At 60.6% G+C, this 15,834-nt stretch carries 17 protein-coding genes; 7 read left to right on the forward strand and 10 right to left on the reverse strand.

Features of this window, described 5'->3' with window-relative positions; all coding sequences use genetic code 11:
* Positions 1-110: 110 nt before the first annotated feature.
* From EXN68_RS15180 to EXN68_RS15215, 8 genes are all read right to left on the reverse strand, one after another.
* Positions 111-1,046, reverse strand: a complete 936-nt coding sequence (locus EXN68_RS15180) for a 2-hydroxyacid dehydrogenase (RefSeq protein ID WP_142841665.1) — start codon at positions 1,044-1,046, stop codon at positions 111-113.
* A 9-nt stretch (positions 1,047-1,055) separates the two neighbouring features.
* A complete protein-coding gene (locus EXN68_RS15185; RefSeq protein ID WP_142841666.1) occupies positions 1,056-1,811 on the reverse strand; it encodes an SDR family oxidoreductase in 756 nt (251 codons plus the stop codon).
* The gene (gene denD, locus EXN68_RS15190; RefSeq protein ID WP_142841667.1) at positions 1,808-2,794 is read right to left on the reverse strand and encodes a D-erythronate dehydrogenase; all 987 of its coding nucleotides are present in this window, start codon (positions 2,792-2,794) and stop codon (positions 1,808-1,810) included. Before denD ends, EXN68_RS15185 begins: the two co-directional genes overlap by 4 nt.
* 42 nt (positions 2,795-2,836) lie before the next feature.
* Entirely contained in the window at positions 2,837-4,348 is a 1,512-nt protein-coding gene (locus EXN68_RS15195) for a tripartite tricarboxylate transporter permease (protein WP_142841668.1), read from the reverse strand.
* Entirely contained in the window at positions 4,345-4,797 is a 453-nt protein-coding gene (locus tag EXN68_RS15200; RefSeq protein WP_065117261.1) for a tripartite tricarboxylate transporter TctB family protein, read from the reverse strand. Before EXN68_RS15200 ends, EXN68_RS15195 begins: the two co-directional genes overlap by 4 nt.
* A 73-nt stretch (positions 4,798-4,870) precedes the next feature.
* Positions 4,871-5,539, reverse strand: coding sequence for a 4-carboxy-4-hydroxy-2-oxoadipate aldolase/oxaloacetate decarboxylase (locus EXN68_RS15205; protein WP_127755462.1), 669 nt, complete (start codon positions 5,537-5,539; stop codon positions 4,871-4,873).
* 92 nt (positions 5,540-5,631) lie between these two features.
* Positions 5,632-6,585, reverse strand: coding sequence for a tripartite tricarboxylate transporter substrate binding protein (locus tag EXN68_RS15210; RefSeq protein ID WP_142841669.1), 954 nt, complete (start codon positions 6,583-6,585; stop codon positions 5,632-5,634).
* Positions 6,586-6,679: 94 nt separating this feature from the next.
* Positions 6,680-7,567: a LysR family transcriptional regulator gene (locus EXN68_RS15215; protein WP_142841670.1), complete on the reverse strand. Its 888-nt coding sequence runs from the start codon at positions 7,565-7,567 to the stop codon at positions 6,680-6,682.
* A gap of 198 nt (positions 7,568-7,765) precedes the next feature.
* Here EXN68_RS15215 and EXN68_RS15220 point away from each other — a divergent pair, with 198 nt between their 5' ends.
* Positions 7,766-8,677, forward strand: coding sequence for a DMT family transporter (locus tag EXN68_RS15220; RefSeq protein ID WP_142841671.1), 912 nt, complete (start codon positions 7,766-7,768; stop codon positions 8,675-8,677).
* Here EXN68_RS15220 and EXN68_RS15225 read toward each other — a convergent pair.
* Positions 8,658-9,584: a DMT family transporter gene (locus EXN68_RS15225; protein ID WP_142841672.1), complete on the reverse strand. Its 927-nt coding sequence runs from the start codon at positions 9,582-9,584 to the stop codon at positions 8,658-8,660. The two genes, EXN68_RS15220 and EXN68_RS15225, sit on opposite strands and share 20 nt — an antisense overlap.
* 195 nt (positions 9,585-9,779) lie before the next feature.
* On the opposite strand from EXN68_RS15225, the gene accB reads away from it, so the two are divergent.
* The 6 genes from accB to EXN68_RS15255 are packed head-to-tail and all read left to right on the forward strand — an operon-like array spanning position 9,780 to position 14,570.
* Positions 9,780-10,244, forward strand: coding sequence for an acetyl-CoA carboxylase biotin carboxyl carrier protein (accB, locus tag EXN68_RS15230; RefSeq protein ID WP_142841673.1), 465 nt, complete (start codon positions 9,780-9,782; stop codon positions 10,242-10,244).
* Complete coding sequence (accC, locus tag EXN68_RS15235) at positions 10,241-11,635, forward strand: acetyl-CoA carboxylase biotin carboxylase subunit (RefSeq protein ID WP_142841674.1); 1,395 nt, start codon at positions 10,241-10,243, stop codon at positions 11,633-11,635. Before accB ends, accC begins: the two co-directional genes overlap by 4 nt.
* On the forward strand, positions 11,632-12,072 hold the full coding sequence (locus EXN68_RS15240) for an acetyl-CoA carboxylase biotin carboxyl carrier protein (RefSeq protein ID WP_142841675.1): 441 nt from the start codon (positions 11,632-11,634) through the stop codon (positions 12,070-12,072). Before accC ends, EXN68_RS15240 begins: the two co-directional genes overlap by 4 nt.
* Positions 12,069-12,782: a 5-oxoprolinase subunit PxpB gene (gene pxpB / locus EXN68_RS15245; RefSeq protein ID WP_135396973.1), complete on the forward strand. Its 714-nt coding sequence runs from the start codon at positions 12,069-12,071 to the stop codon at positions 12,780-12,782. The genes EXN68_RS15240 and pxpB overlap by 4 nt, the downstream gene beginning before the upstream one ends.
* Entirely contained in the window at positions 12,779-13,777 is a 999-nt protein-coding gene (locus EXN68_RS15250; protein WP_142841676.1) for a 5-oxoprolinase subunit C family protein, read from the forward strand. The genes pxpB and EXN68_RS15250 overlap by 4 nt, the downstream gene beginning before the upstream one ends.
* Positions 13,778-13,802: 25 nt before the next feature.
* Positions 13,803-14,570, forward strand: a complete 768-nt coding sequence (locus tag EXN68_RS15255; protein ID WP_142841677.1) for a 5-oxoprolinase subunit PxpA — start codon at positions 13,803-13,805, stop codon at positions 14,568-14,570.
* 154 nt (positions 14,571-14,724) lie between these two features.
* Here the strand turns inward: EXN68_RS15255 and EXN68_RS15260 are convergent, their stop codons facing one another.
* Complete coding sequence (locus EXN68_RS15260) at positions 14,725-15,828, reverse strand: ABC transporter ATP-binding protein (RefSeq protein WP_142841678.1); 1,104 nt, start codon at positions 15,826-15,828, stop codon at positions 14,725-14,727.
* Positions 15,829-15,834 lie beyond the last annotated feature (6 nt).

The raw sequence follows: 15,834 nt of genomic DNA on the forward strand, positions 1-15,834 counted from the left end.
AATAAGCAACTTGTATGGATGACGGATGCGAACGGTACTTTCGGCACTGCATCAGTCCGGCCGGCGAAAAGGCACAACCGCCCCGTCACCGCCAGAACCGGCGAAATCGCCTAAACGACCGGCGTCGGCAAGTCTCTCCCCGCAAAATGCGCGTCCAGATTGGCGAGAACCAACGCGCCCATTTCCAGCCGTGTCTCATGGGTGGCGGCGCCGATATGCGGCGCGAGGACCACATTGCGCATGCCGAAGAGTGCCTCGGGAACATGCGGTTCATTCTCGAAGACATCGAGGGCCGCACCTTTCAGCCCACCCGCCAAGAGAATATCGACCAGCGCCTTTTCATCGACAAGCGACCCTCTGGCAACATTGACGAGAACCCCGTCCGGCCCAAGGGCCTCCAGCACCTCTCGGTTGATGGCGTGTTTCGTCTCCGGCGTTGCAGCCGCCGCGACGATCAGGACGTCGCAGGCACTCGCGAGCGACACCGCCGTTGGATGATATTCATAAGCCACATCCTGCTTCTGCCGGCTGAAATAGGAAATCTCCGCGTTAAAAGCTTCCAGCCGCGCCGCAATGGCCCGGCCTATGCGGCCGAGCCCGTAAATGCCGTAACGGCGCCGCGAGGCCTTGTTGCCGAGCGGCATCTCGCCTCTTTTCCATGCGCCGGACCGGACATGGTGATCGGCGTTGACGAGTTGGCGTAGCAGCATGACGGAGAGGCCGATGGCGAGATCGGCAACATCCTCAGTCAGCACATCCGGCGTGTTCGTTACCCTGAAGCCGCGTTCGCGGGCCTGATCGAGATCGACCTTGTCGAAGCCGACGCCGTTGATGGCGACGATTTCAAGAGCCGGCAGGCAGGTGGCGAGTTCAGGGGCAACGCCGATATGGCCGCCGGTGACGACAGCCTTTATCGACGCCGCCTCCGCCTGCAAAAATGCCTGCTTGTCGGATATTTCGTGCCAGCGATGGACCCGGAAGCGTTTTTGCAGTTCAGCTTCGATCTGCGGCTGGAGCGGATAGGTTTGCAGAAGATCGGGCTTCATACGCGCTCCTTACCCGCGACCGACGAAAGGCATGCCGCTCGCCATCACGGTCATGGTCAGCACATTCGCCTCCAGCGGCAGCGAGGCCATATGCACCACGGCTTTGGCGACAATGCCGGCATCGATGGTCGGCTCAATGGCGGTGCTGCCATCAGCCTGCAGCACGCCGGTGGCCATGGCGCGGGTCATCTCAGTGCTGGCATTACCGATATCGATCTGCCCGCAGGCGATGTTGAACGCCCGACCGTCCAGAGCGGCCGATTTTGTAAGCCCGGTAATGGCGTGCTTGGTCGAGGTGTAAGGTGCGGACCGCGGACGCGGCGTGGTGGCCGAAATTGAGCCATTATTGATGATGCGCCCGCCCTGGGGTGACTGCGCCTTCATCTGGCGAAACGCAGCCTGCGTGCAGAGGAAAGCGCCAGTGAGGTTGGCCCCGACCACCGCGTTCCAGGTTTCGAACGACACGTCTTCGATATGGACCGCCGGTGCCGACATGCCGGCGTTGTTGACCAGAAGATCGAGACGACCGAAACGACCGGTGACCTCGGCGAACAGCCGTTCGACATCGGCCGGAACGGAAATATCGGCCGTGACGGCCAGAACGCGGTCTCGATGTTCGCGCCATTCGCCGAAAGCGGCGTCCAGAACCTCACGCCGCCGCCCTGTGATCGCAACGCTGTAACCATCTTCCAGAAGCGCCTCGGCAATCGCCTTGCCGACGCCTGTTCCTCCACCCGTGACGAGTGCGATCTTTCCACCACTCATGCCGTTTTCCCTTCCAGCTCATCTTCCACATGCGCCTGAATGATTTCGGCGAAGGATGTTTCCGCCCGGAAGCCGAGGGACAGAGCGAGCTGCGGATCGTAATCCTCGGCCCAGCCGTCGACGATCCGGATGATCCGCTCGTCGGGAACACGCTTGATAAGTGCCACAGCCTTTTCCCCAGCGAAGGCACGCAGAGCCTCGATCTCGTCGGCAACCGTGGCCGAAAGCCCCGGCATGATGAGATTGCGACGAACGCCAAGCCCGGAAAGATCGACGGTCGCGGCGCGCAGCAGGAAGGCGACGGCCGAACGCGGGCTGGCGAACCAGTGGCGCACGGTATCAGCAACGGGCAACACCGCTTGCTGGCCCACCAGCGGTTCGCGCAGGATATTGGAGAAGAAGCCGGAGGCGGCCGCGTTCGGCTTGCCGGGACGGATGCAGATGGTGGGCAAGCGGATGCTGACACCGTCGAAGAAACCACGGCGGCTATAATCCGCGAGCAAAAGCTCCACGATCGCCTTCTGCGTACCGTAGCTGGTCAGCGGAGCCGTCAGGAACTCATCGCCGATCACCTTCGGGAATGGCGAGCCGAACACGGCGAGCGACGAGCAGAACACCACGCGCGGCCGGTATCCGTCCTTCTGATGCTCCAGACGAACGGCTTCGAACAGTGAACGTCCGCCATCGAGATTGATACGATAGCCCTTCTCGAAATCGGCCTCTGCCTCGCCCGAAACCACGGCGGCGAGATTGAAGATCACATCCGGCCGTTTTGCGATCAGCTTTTCGGCAACACCGGCGTTCGACAGATCGCTGCGCTCGAGGGTCACCGTGCCGTCGAAGCCTTTCGGCGCAACCGGCTCGAAAACATCCGTCAGCGTCATTTGGCTGATCTTCACACCGCCAAGCGTTCCGTCCGCGGTAAGGCGTTGTGTCAATTTACGGCCGATCATTCCGGCCGCGCCGATTATCAGAATATGCATGGTTCACCTTTGATTGACCGGCATTGCCGGCTCGATTGATTGTCAGTCCTCGTCACCCTGAAACACCACTTCGCGGCGGCGCATGATCGCCGGCATCGCCATCATGATGACGACGATGGCAGACAAAGCGAGCAGGGTGGCGCTGATCGGATGGGTGACGAATGTCGAAAAACTACCCTGCGAGATCAGCAGCCCGAGGCGCATGTTCTGTTCCAGAAGCGGACCGAGCACGAAGCCCAGCACCAGAGGTGCCGGCTCACAGCCGATCTTGCGCAGGAAGAAGCCAACGATGCCGAAGACCGCGCAGAACAGAACATCGACGACGCTGTAGGACAGGCCATAGGCGCCGATGGCGCAGAACATCAAAATGGCGGGGCACAAAAACCGGTAGGGAATGCCGAGAAGGCGAACCCAGATGCCAATCAGCGGCAGGTTCAGCACCAGAAGCAAAAGATTGCCGACCCACATGCTGGCGATCAGCCCCCAGAAAAGGTCTGGCCGCGACTGCATGACTTCAGGTCCCGGTGTAATGCCCTGGATCATCATCGCGCCTACCATCAGCGCCATCAGTCCATTGGCGGGAATGCCGAGCGTCAGAAGCGGAATGAAGGAGGTCTGCGCGCCGGCATTATTGGCGCTTTCCGGCCCCGCCAGCCCTTCGATTGCGCCCTTGCCAAACCGGGACGGGTCCTTGGCGATCTTGCGTTCCAGCGCATAACTCGCGAACGAACTCATGATCGCACCACCACCGGGCAGCACGCCGAGGAAAGAGCCGAGCGCGGTACCGCGCAACACGGCGGGAAAGGCCTGTTTGAAATCCTGCCGGGTCGGCATCAGCGATCCGGTCTTTGCTGCCCCTGCATCCCGCTCCACGCCCTGCTGCAGGTTGAAGAGAATTTCGCTGACGCCGAGAAGCCCGATGGCAAGCACCACGAAATCGATGCCGTCGAACAGTTCCGCCATGCCGAAGGTAAACCTTTGCTCGCCGGAAGTCGGATCTATGCCGACGAGGCTGAGCGCGATACCGAAGGCGATCATGCCGACCGCCTTGACCGGCGATCCGCTCGACAGGAAAACGGCAAACAGCAACCCGAAGATCACCAGACTGAAATAATCGGCCGGCCCGAAGGCAAGCGCCACGGCCGAAAGCGGCTTTGCGACAACGACGATCAAGACAGTCGCCACCGTGCCGGCAAAAAACGACCCGAGCGCCGCCGTGGCCAGCGCCACACCCGCCCTGCCCTGCCGGGCCATTGCATAACCATCGATGCAGGTGACGACGGATGAGGATTCGCCCGGCAGGTTGACGAGGATCGCCGTTGTCGAGCCGCCATATTGCGCGCCATAAAAAATGCCCGCGAGCATGATCAGCGCCGCCGTATCCGGCATCGTATAGGTGATGGGCAGAAGCAGCGCGACGGTGGCGGAAGGGCCGATGCCCGGCAGGATGCCGATCATCGTGCCGAGTGTGACGCCAAGCAGGCAGTAGAAAAGGTTTACCGGCGTGACGGCCACACCGAAACCGAGGATGATATTGGAAAGAAGATCGGTCATGGCAGCAGCGGTATCCTCTGTCCGAGGCCGACAACGAAAATGAGGATGCAGGCAAGGATGAGCACTGCCGAAAGTAGCAGAACTTCAACCGGCCGGATCCTGCCATAGGCGATGCAGGCGAGCACGATCAGTACGAAAGCGGCGGCAATGAAGCCCAATGGCTCGATCAGCAGCGCAAAACCGACAATGCCGGCGACCGCCAGAAACGGACGCATTTTCGGCGCCACCCAGGCTTCGGACGGTGTCTTCCCCAGTAAATCCTGCAAAAGCAGCGCGATGCCGAGTGCGAACATCAAAGCCGCGATCACCGTCGGCATATAGCCGGGTCCGGGCTGGAAATTAGTGCCCATGCTCAGCGGCCGCGCGCCGTAATAAAGCCCCGCGGCGGCCACCAGAAAGAAAGCCCCGGACAGAATATTCGCCGTCAGTTTCGAGCCGTGTTCGGCCATGATTATCTCCCCTCCATATTGAGAAATACGCCGCGCCTCCCGACACGGCGTATTCAGATGCCGGATTGCTGGCTCAGTCGGCCCAGACACATCCCTTCGAGCGCATCATTTCGTAGCGATCCTCGATATCCATCTTGCCCTGACGGTGCAGTTCCATCATGTGGTTCTCGTGATCGTCGCGCTCCCGGCAGGCCTTGACGAGTTTCGAGATATCGCTCTCGCGAACGACGACAACGCCGTCATCATCGCCGCAGACGATATCGCCGGGGCTGATCAATTCGCCGCCCACCACGACCGGATGGTTGATGGTGCCGAGCGTGTCCTTTGAGGTGCCCTTCATGCAAAGGCCGAGTGAGAAAACCGGGAAACCGATCTCGCGCAGACCCTTTCCATCACGCACGGCGGCGCTGACCACGAAGCCGACAATGCCCTTGCCGATGCAGGCGGCAGCCAGCACATCGCCGAAGCCGCCCTGATTGGGGTTGTCACCGCCATCAATCACCAGCACGTCACCGGGCTTTGCCAGATTGATGGCCTCGAAAATCATCAGATTGTCGCCGATGTGGCATTTCGCGGTGATCGCCGGGCCACAAATTTTCAGGCCCGGCTTGATCGGCTTGATACGATAATCGAGAGCGCCGAGCTTGCCCTGCGCCTCATGAATAGTGGCGGGGCTGAACTTGCTGATCGCCTCGATATCGGCCTTGGAAGGGCGCTGGAAATTGCGGATGACATGGGCCATTGGCCTGGTTCCTTTCAACAGTGGGTCATAGCCGGGCCGCAGACCGGCCCAAGCGTTATTTGTTGGGGCGAGAAGCGGTCGGTACCGGCCGCTTATTTTGTCCAGGGCTTGCTTTTCCAGAGCTCGGCCAGATTGGCGTTGCCCTTCTTGAGCGCCTCGGCAAATTCGACCTGGGTCAGCGGCAGCGTGGTCAGTTCGCGCTTCTTGGCGTCGGCAAGATAATCCGGGTCCTTCAGCGCCTTCTGGAAGGCATCGACCAACTTTGCCTCCACATCCGCCGGCAGACCTTTCGGCGCTCCGAAACCGGCAAGCAGGCTGAACTGAACATCGTAGCCGGCTTCCTTGAAGGTCGGCACGTCAGGCGAGAGCGGCGAGCGCTCAGTACCTGATGTGGCCAGTACACGAAGTGCGCCAGAACGATTGTCGGCAAAAACCTCGTTGAGGTTCATGAAACCGAGCGTGACGTGGTTGCCAAGCATGGCGAGCCTTGCCGGTCCGCCGCCATTGAAGGGCACGAAGTTCAGCTTCACGCCCGCCGCATCTTCAAACAGCAGAGCAGTGATCTGGCTCGGATGACCGATGCCGGTCACGCCGACGACGACCGGGTTCGCCTTGGCCGCCTCGACGAATTCCCTGGCGGTCTTGATCGGCGACACCTTGTTGACCGTCAGCGCCAGATCGCCGCCGATCTGGTTTGCGAGCGGGGTGAAGGCATCCTCCTTGTAGCTGGCATTGCCCTGCACGATCGGCGAATACATGGACGGAAAATTCAGCGCACCGATGGTGTAGCCATCAGGCTTGGCATTGGCGATATAGGTTGCGCCGATCAGCCCGCCGGCACCTTCGCGGTTTTCCACCACGACCGATGTGCCGAGATATTTTTCAAGATAAGGCACCAGCGCCCGCGACTGGATATCGGTACCGCCGCCGGCGGGATAACCGATGACCAGCGTCACCGGCCGCTCCGGATATTCCGCAGCCGCCCCTCCTGCAGCAAGGATTCCCGCAGCCGCCAGCACGCCAAACAGAGATGTCTTCAAACGCATATCTTTTCCTCCCCGATACGCTTTCACCGGGGAGGCTAGGAACAAGCCATCAACAACACAAATACCGAGTTTTCAAACTACCCATACAAATCTTTTATGGGTTGAAAGAAGGTTCGCGCCTTGCGACCGACCGCAGCAGGTCCCGAAACAGCCTGAAGGTGCGCTCATCCACCTCCCTGCCCTTCAGCAGATGGATGGAGCGATAAATAACCGGATCGGTTATATGCGCGGCCTGAAGCTGGCCGGCCTCCTGCTCCTGCTGAACCGAATTCCATGACAGGATCGTCGCACCGATGCCGGCGCCTACGGCCCGTTTGATCGTATCCTGCCCGTCTATCTCCATCGTCACATTCAGCCCAATACCGGCACGGGCAGCGGCCTCGTCTATCGATGCGCGCAGCGGATTATCTCTCGGCGGCAGGATCAGATTGAGCTTAGCCGCGGCCTCAAGCGGCATCGACCGGCCGAGTGGCCTTGAGGAAACTGCAAACAAGCTTTCCTTGACGATGAGATCGTCGGCCTTCTCTTCCGCACCGACAAGCGCAACCGCCATATCCACCTTGCCGAGACGAATGAGGCGCAGCGATTCATCATTGCGTGCCTCTATCAGCCGCAGCGAAACCTTGGGCATCGAAGCGGCAACCTCGCTGATGATGCTTGGTGCAAAGGCCGTGGCCCAGGAAGGGATGAGGCTCAGCCGGATCACCCGCTCATCCAGATAGGCCATGGCGCGAATTTCCGCCTCCGCCTGCCTTACCTTCTCGGTGATCTCGCGTGCATGGGCGAGAAGCACTTCACCCTTCTCCGTCGCCTTCACGCCACGCGCCAGCCGGTGCAGCACGGGAAAACCCACCAGCCGTTCGAGTTCCGTGATGTGGTGGCTGAGCGCCGGCTGGGCTATCCCCAACTGCCGCGCCGCAGCCGACATTGAGCCGCAATCGGCAATCGCGACCAGATATCGCAGCCTGCGCAAATCCAACATGCCCGCTTCCACCTCCCGCCGGTTCACGAGGTGATCATGACACCAAATTGCCGCCGTGACCTAGGGCAAAAAGCCCTTTTCCGCGAAAGGTGGGCAATGGGGCAAGTGATGGGGTAAGACAAGATTCTTATGACAGCCGGCTAAGGCTTTTCTCCGCTTCTTTCCCATGACACGGTCCTGGCTGCGATGGGGAGCGGGATGGATCCTAAGACCGGTATTTTGCTCAAGCTGACGGCCATGCTGGCATTCACAGTCATGTCCGCCTGTGTGAAGGGCCTGGACGGGGCGATCCCGGTGGGCGAAGTCGTTTTCTGTCGGGGATTTTTTGCCCTCATTCCCCTCTGTCTCTGGTTCATCGCATCGTCCGAGCGGATAACCATCCCGGCCCGGAAAAACATCGGCAGCCTGCTCGCGGGCAGCTCGGCCGGGCTTGGCGGCATGTTCTTCGGCTTTCTGGCGCTCGCTTATCTGCCGCTGGTGAATGTGACCGTGCTGAGCTACACGACGCCGCTTTTCACCATCATGCTGGCAGCGCTGCTCTTGCGCGAAAAGGTGCGGGTTTTCCGCTGGTCCGCCGTGCTCACCGGCTTCATCGGCGTCTTTATCACCTTATCACCCAATCTGGTCTTGGATACCGCATCAGGCCGGATCGATGGCGTTGCAATGATCGGAACCGCACTGGCGCTGACCGGTGCGCTTTGCGCCGCCTTTTCCTCCATCGCCGTCCGTCACCTGAACAGCATCGAAAAGCCGTCACGCATCGTGCTCATCTATACGCTGACGGGAGTTGTCGCCGGCTTCACCACGATCATATTTGGATGGAAAATGCCGGATTTTCACCAGTTCCTGCTGCTCGCCGGCAGCGGTCTCGCCGGCGGCATCGGCCAGATTACCATGACGCTCAGCCTGCGGCATGCCCAGGCCTCGCTGCTGGCGCCTTTCGATTATACGACGATGATCTGGGCGATCGCCCTCGGTTATCTCTTCATGGCCGAAGTTCCGACTGGCGCAACCATCGTCGGCGCACTGACAGTCATTGCTGCCGGACTGTTCGCCATGTGGCGCGAAAGCCGGCTGGCGAAACAACCCATCAGGGAGCCGAGAGCGTAAGCTCATCGGTGATACGCTTTTTATGCAGCCGCCTTTCCCGCCATAACGTGAACAAACCGGCAGCAACCACGATCGACGCCCCCATAATGGTGGTGAGCGCCGGCACCTGATCCATGAAGGTGTAACCGATCAACAGCGCCCAGATCATCGTCGTATAATCGAACGGCGCCAGCAGCGACGCCTCCGCATAGCGCAAGCTGAGCGTTACCAATATCTGCGCGGTTCCGCCGATGAGACCGGTGCCGATCAGCAGTGCCCATTGCCACGCGGTCGGCATTGTCCAGCCCATGCCGATGCTCGCAAAACCGATGACGGTGGTGAGCAGGGTGAAATAGAAGATGATCGCGCCGGTATTTTCCGTCTGCGTCAGATGCCGGATTTGGATCATCGATATTGCGGAGAAAAAAGCCGCGGCGAGCCCAAAAAGACCGCCGAGCATGGCAACGCGGGTGCCAGAAGTGATATCCGCAACATCGAAGGAAAAATGTGGCGACAGGATCAGCACGATGCCGCAAAGCCCGAAGACCACCGCGGTCCAGCGGTACATCCTGACGACTTCCTTCAAAAGCAGCATCGCCAGAATGACCGTGAAGAGCGGTGTCGCGTAGCTGATGGCCGTAGCATCGGCGAGCGGAATATAGGCCAGCGCCAGATAGCTGAAAACCATGCCGCCGGTGCCGGAGAAACTCCGCACCAGATGCCCGCCAATGTGGCTTGTGGCCACCTGCCTCCGGAAACCGCCCTGCGAAGCCATCCACAGACAGAGCGGCAGCATGGCCACCGCCGACCTGAAAAAGACGACCTGGCCGATGGGGATCTCGCCCTTGAGACCGCTGATACAGGCGCCCATCAACACCAGAGCAAGTGCTGCGGAGATTTTAAGGAGAATGCCTTTGCGGGGTTCCATGGTTCGTTCCTTCGGACGTCTTTGAACCGTTTCACCACGCAAAGGCTGGATATCAAACCTCAAAGCAGTGTCCATAGGAACTTCGTCTGACCCCATTAATGCTGCCCACATGGTAGCTATTGCTGATGGACAGGCTGCGGATTCCGCTCCGTTTGCCCGTCGCCGTGGGGATACAAAAAGACGTTGGAAACCAATATGGATCTGGAAAAGATCAAGAAACTGATCGAGTTTGTCGGCTCTTCGCGAGTGTCCGAATTGACCGTGAGCCAGGAGGGAACCACGGTCCGGATCATTCGTGAAAACAGCGCCGTTTCACTGCAATCGCCATCCCCGCAGCCCCAGCCTGTTCCGGTGGCGCAAACAGCATCCGAGACACCGCGCGCCGAAGAACAGGCGCCGGCCTCCACCGTCACCGCTCCGGTACCATCCGGCATCGTCGCAGCGCCCTCATTCGGTCTTTTCCATCGCGCGCCAAGCCCCGGCACGCCGCCTTTCGTCGAAGCCGGCGATGAGGTCAGGCATGGACAGGAACTCTTCATCATCGAAGCAATGAAGGTGTTCAACACCGTGAGAGCCGAGCGCAGCGGCAGGATCGCCAGATTCATTGCCAATGACGGCGAAGATGTCGAACTCGGACAGCCGGTGCTGGAGTTCGAATGATGAACGCGTCACTCCCAAAGGCAGCGGCCGAACAAAGAGCATTCGACAGTGTCCTTATCGCCAATCGTGGCGAGATCGCACTGCGCGTGCAACGCGCCTGCCGCGAACTCGGCCTGAAGACCGTCATGGTCTATTCGGAAGCCGATAAGGACGCAGATTATCTGAAGGCGGCCGACACCGCCATCTGCATCGGCCCCGCCTCTCCCGGCCAGAGCTATCTCAACGCGCCGGCCATATTGCTCGCAATGGAGCTGACCGGCGCTGGCGCGGTTCACCCCGGTTATGGTTTTCTATCCGAAAGAGCGTCTTTTTCGGAGGCCGTGGAGGCGGCGGGAGCGGTCTTCATCGGCCCACGCGCCGACGCCATCCGCACCATGGGTGACAAGATCGCAGCGAAGCGGGCGATGATGGAGGCTGGCGTGCCCTGCGTTCCGGGCCCCGATTCCGCCCTGCCGGATGACATGGCCGAAGTCTCGAAAATCGCCGCCGACATCGGTTATCCCGTCATCGTCAAGGCGGCCGGCGGCGGCGGTGGGCGCGGCATGCGCGTCGTTCGAGAGGCTTCCGCCCTTCAGGATGCCGTTCTCGTCACCCGCGAGGAAGCAAGCCGTGCTTTCGGAACGCCGGAACTCTATATCGAGAAATTCCTCGAACATCCGCGTCATGTCGAAATTCAGGTTCTCTGCGATGGCCAGGGCGGCGGCGTCTGGGTGGGGCTGCGCGACTGCTCGATGCAGCGCCGGCACCAGAAGGTCGTTGAAGAAGGCCCTGCCATCGGCATCCCGCCTGATGTGGCCGCTTTCGTCGGCAATCGCTGCGTCGAAGCCTGCCGCCAGATCGGTTATCGCGGCGTCGGTACCTTCGAGTTTCTTTATGAAAACGGTGAATTCTATTTCATCGAAATGAATACCCGCCTGCAGGTCGAACATCCGGTCACGGAAATGACGTCAGGTGTGGATCTGGTGCGCCAGCAGCTTCTCGTCGCTCTTGGCCATCCGCTCGAGATTTCGCAGGAAGACATCACCTGCGAAGGGCATTCGATCGAATGCCGCATCAATGCCGAAGACCCCTATAATTTCATTCCCTGCCCCGGTCTGATAACGGCCCTTCACCTGCCGGGCGGCCCCGGCGTGCGGGTCGATACCCATGTGACGGCGGGTTATCGGGTTTCGCCCCACTACGATTCCCTGATCGCCAAGCTCATCGTCCACGCGCCGACGCGCGAACAGGCGATTCTGCGCATGCGCCGCGCGCTTGGCGAAATGCGCATCGAAGGCGTCTCCACCAACCTGCCGCTACATCGGGAAATATTGGACGACCCGGCCTTCTCCGAAGGCGGCACGGATATTCACTACCTCGAACATTGGCTTGCAGCGCGGAGTGCCCAGTGAAACGACAGCCTGTTTCCATATCCCGCTACAGCAAGCCCGGCACGATTGCCGATCTTGCCGCTCACCTCGAGCGCAACAACGTCTCCGCCATCGAGATCGAGACCCCCGATGGGTCACTGAAGATCGTTGCCATGGCAGGCGGTCAGGCCTCTGCGGCACAGCAGCCCATTGAAGCGACCAAAGCGCCGGTAAAGGCGGGGGATATTCTTGCCCGTGCACCGATGGCCGGCATCTTCACAGCCGCCCATCCGCAGCGCCCAGACCGGGCGGTTCAGGCAGGACAATCCGTAGCGAAAGGCGAGATCGTCGCATTCATCGCGGCTGGACCCGTGCTTGTTCCGGTCATCGCCGAAAAAGCCGGCACCGTCAGCGAAATCGTGGCGGAAACTGGTGTGCTTGTCGGCTATGGCTCCACCCTTCTCAAGACCGAAACATGATGGTGACGTCGATGAGCAACCTCCCGCTGAAAACGCCCCACCTCACCCCCGCCCATCTGGGCCTGCCGAAAATCTCGATGATAGGCAACAGGACCTTTCTGATCGAAGCGCCCGGCGAGCTGGACCTGCCCGCCCAGCGGCGTATCTGGGCGCTGACGCGTGCGCTGAAAGATCGTCCCGAGGTGCTGGAACTCATACCCGGCATGACCAACCTGCTGATCGTGCTGCGCGGTACGCCTGAAGATGCCGGGCATCTGCAGGACGAGCTTCTCGACCTCTGGCAAAGGACGGCGGAGCTCGATCTTCTCGGCAAGACCATCGAAGTGCCCACGACCTATGGCGGCGAACACGCCATCGACCTTGCGGCGATCTGCGATTATTCCGGCCTACCCGATAAGGAGGTCGTGCGCCTTCACTTCGAGCGCACCTATACGGTTTTCGCCGTCGGCAGCGCGCCCGGTTTCGGTTATCTCGGCGGTCTCGATCCACGCATTTTCATGCCGCGCAAGAAAGTCCCTTCGCTGCGCATGCTGAAGGGCATGGTGACGATCGGCGGCATGCAGTCCGGCATCTCGGTTCTGACCGGGCCAAACGGCTGGAATTCGCTGGGTTTCACCGAAATCACCATGTTCGACGCCACGGCCGAACAGCCAGCTGTGCTGGCGCCCGGCGACCGGGTTCGCTTCCTTCCCGAAAGGATCGAACTATGATCCATATTCTTGCCTGCGGACCGCTGAACACAGTGCAGGATCTCGGCCGCGCGGGTTACCGCAATATCGGCATCACCGCCACGGGCGCGATGGACCCGATTGCGCTCAGGGTCGGCAATCTTCTCGCCGGCAACGGCGAAGAGGCCGCGGCGATTGAAATCCAGACCTTTCCTTTCCGCATCGAATTCGAAGAGGCGCTGACCTTCGCGGTAACCGGCGCGGATTGCGCTGCACGGCTCGATGGTGCGGATTTACCGCCTTACTGGTGTGTGCGGGCCGAGAAGGGTCAAATCCTCGAGCTTTCGACCCCGCTGAAAAATGCGCGGGCCTATCTCTGCCTTCAGGGCGGCGTCGATGTTCCGGTGGTGATGGGATCGCGCAGCACTTCTCTTCGCGGCTCATTCGGCGGTCACGAAGGACGGCATCTCACCACTGGCGACAGGTTGCCCGTTCTGCCATCCGAGTCACTCGCTCTGCCTGCAAGCGGCCTTGGCCTTACGCCGCTTGCAGAAGCGATGCCGGACATGTTTCCGGTGTCCGACACCGGCGAATTGCTGCTGAGAGCCATTCCAGCCGCCGAACATGATCTTTTCGGCGACAACGCCGAACGTTTCTGGTCGGAAGCCTGGAAAATCACCTCACAGAGCGACCGCACCGGTTACCGGCTGGCCGGAACACCGCTGACCCTTTCGGCTCCCGTGGAACTACGTTCCTATGGCGTCATCCCGGGCGTGGTTCAGGTGCCGCCAAGTGGCGAGCCGATCATCCAGATGAGCGACGCCAACACGGCCGGCGGTTATCCCAAGATGGCCGGCATCATCGACAGTGACCTGTGGCGTCTCGGCCAGGCCCGCATCGGCAGCCGCATCCGCTTCGTGCAGGCAACGGTACGGGAGGCGCTGGAGATCGAGAAGGCGATCGACGCCTATTTCGCGGATATCCGCAGAACCCTGCCGCTGGTTACCGCCGCACTCGGCACGCTGACAAAACGATAATCCTGAAGAACAAGGAGAGGGAACCATGAAGATCGATGTTAATTCCGACATGGGCGAAGGTTTCGGCGTCTATAAGGTCTGCGACGACGAGAAGCTTATGGAAGTCGTCTCTTCGGCGAATGTCGCCTGCGGTTTCCATGCCGGCGATCCGGAAATGATGGCGCGCATGGTGCGTCTGGCCAAACAGAACGGCGTCGGCGTCGGCGCCCATCCCGGCCTCGCCGACCGTCTCGGCTTCGGCCGCCGCGAAATTCCCGTCGACGCGGAAGAAATGGAACAGCAGGTTCTCTACCAGCTCGGCGCGCTTTCGGCGATTGCCAGGGCGCAGGAGGTTGCGCTCTCCCATATCAGCTTCCATGCCGCCATGGGCAACATGATCAATCGCGATGCGGCGCTTGCCGAACGGATCATGAAAAAGATCAGGGCGGTCGATCCCAATCTCATCGTCTTTTCGATGCCGGACATGCTGATCGAAAAGGCGGCGCTGGATTGCGGGCTAAAAGTGCTCAATCTCTTCCTCGCCGACCGCGCCTATGATGTGAAGGGCCAGCTCGTGCCACGCAAGCTGCCCAATTCCGTCATCAAGGAAGAGGGAAAAGTTCGCGCGCGGGTGCGCCAGTTTCTGGAAAAAGGCACGGTCACGACCATCGAGGGCGAGATCATTCCCGTTCGCGCCCGGTCGATCCTTGTTCACAGCGACACACCCGGCTCGCTGGAGCTTGCCCGCACGGTGCGTAGCGAAGTGGAAGCCTGCGGCGGCAGCGTCGTGCCGGCTCGCGAAGTGATCGCCTGAAGCGGGGGCACGCCTCATATTCTGACGTACCAAAAGTTACGGCACCGCATTCCATTCAGGAGCGCGGTGCCGTAATTTTGCCGGCTATGCAATTACGATGTGGATTTGCGCCCTTCACAAGCCGGGCCGCATGAGCGCCCCGGCCATAAAACCATCAATTCAGCTGGATCACGTGGTTGCTGTCGCTCGTCCAGCTCAGTCTCACCCGGTCACCGGCGGCGCTGACGGCATTGGTGAAACCTTCCGTCTGGGTCTGCCGGTAAGCGATCATCGGCTCGCCATTGTCGAGACGCAGATAGTAATGCAGCATGAAACCGCGATAGACGACCTGCTCCACCCGCGCCGTGGTGGAATTGCTGGCGTTTTCATCTACGCCCACCGCAAGCGGTGAGACCGAGATCGCTTCGGGGCGAACGGTGACGACGACCTTTTCGCCCTGAACCGCCCCAATATCCTCAACATCGAGCCGCACGCCCGAACCGGTGACCAGCCTTGCGGAACGACCATTGCGCTCTGCCACGCTCGCCTCGAAGAAGTTCGAAGCGCCGATGAAACCGGCGACGAAGCGTGTCAGCGGCTTCTGGTAGATTTCGCCGGCCGGTGCGATCTGCTCGAGATTACCATCCCGCATTACGGCGATCTGGTCCGCCATGGTCAGGGCCTCGTCCTGATCGTGGGTTACCATGATGGTGGTGAGACCAAGTCGCTGCTGCAGGCTGCGGATTTCAACCTGCATGCTTTCCCTCAGGCCCTTGTCGAGTGCGCCGAGCGGCTCGTCGAGAAGCAGCATGGAAGGTTCGATCACCAGGGCACGGGCCAGAGCCACACGCTGCTGCTGGCCGCCGGAGAGCTGCGCCGGCAGCCGGTCTCCGAAGGCATGCAACTGAACGAGATCGAGCGCCTGTTTAACGCGCCCTTCCCGGTCGGACTTGGAGATACCCCGCATCTCGAGACCGAAGGCAACGTTTTCGGCAACGGTCATATGGGGAAACAGGGCATAGTTCTGGAAGAGCATGCCAACGTTGCGGCGGTGAACCGGGGTGCGCGTGGTCGGCTTGCCGCCGACCACGATTTCACCCGAGGTGGGATCGACAAGCCCCGCAATCATGCGAAGGCAGGTCGTTTTCCCGCATCCGCTCGGACCGAGAAGCGCGAGAATCTCCCCTGCCTTGACGGTCAGCGAAACATCATCGACGGCAACGACCTGACCGCCGTAGTGTTTGGTCAGTCTTTCCAGGCGGACTTCTACGGATTTCATCAGCGT

The organism is Martinezella rhizogenes (genome assembly GCF_007002745.1).
Taxonomy (GTDB): domain Bacteria; phylum Pseudomonadota; class Alphaproteobacteria; order Rhizobiales; family Rhizobiaceae; genus Agrobacterium; species Agrobacterium cucumeris.